At 37.4% G+C, this 203-nt stretch carries 1 rRNA gene; it reads right to left on the bottom strand.

The features are described 5' to 3' along the window. Positions 1–75: ribosomal RNA gene (rrf, locus tag SB773_RS35340) — 5S ribosomal RNA — on the bottom strand; the annotation flags it as partial. Between the last annotated feature and the right edge of the window lie 128 nt (positions 76–203).

Raw genomic sequence — 203 nt, 5'->3', positions numbered from 1 at the left:
ACCATCGGCGCTAGAGAGCTTAACTTCCGTGTTCGGTATGGGAACGGGTGTGACCTCTCTGCCATCATTACCAGACTTTTATCATTATACACATTCTTTTGAGAATGTCCAAAGGAATTTTAAATATATATTCCTTCAAAACTAGATAACATTAGCTTCATATTATATGGTTAAGTCCTCGATCTATTAGTATTCGTCAGCTC

The sequence above is a fragment of the Bacillus sp. SIMBA_074 genome (assembly GCF_046534555.1).
GTDB lineage: Bacteria > Bacillota > Bacilli > Bacillales > Bacillaceae_G > Bacillus_A > Bacillus_A mycoides.
The sequence above is the reverse complement of the archived record's forward strand: the minus strand, read 5'-3'. Positions and strand labels throughout refer to the sequence as shown.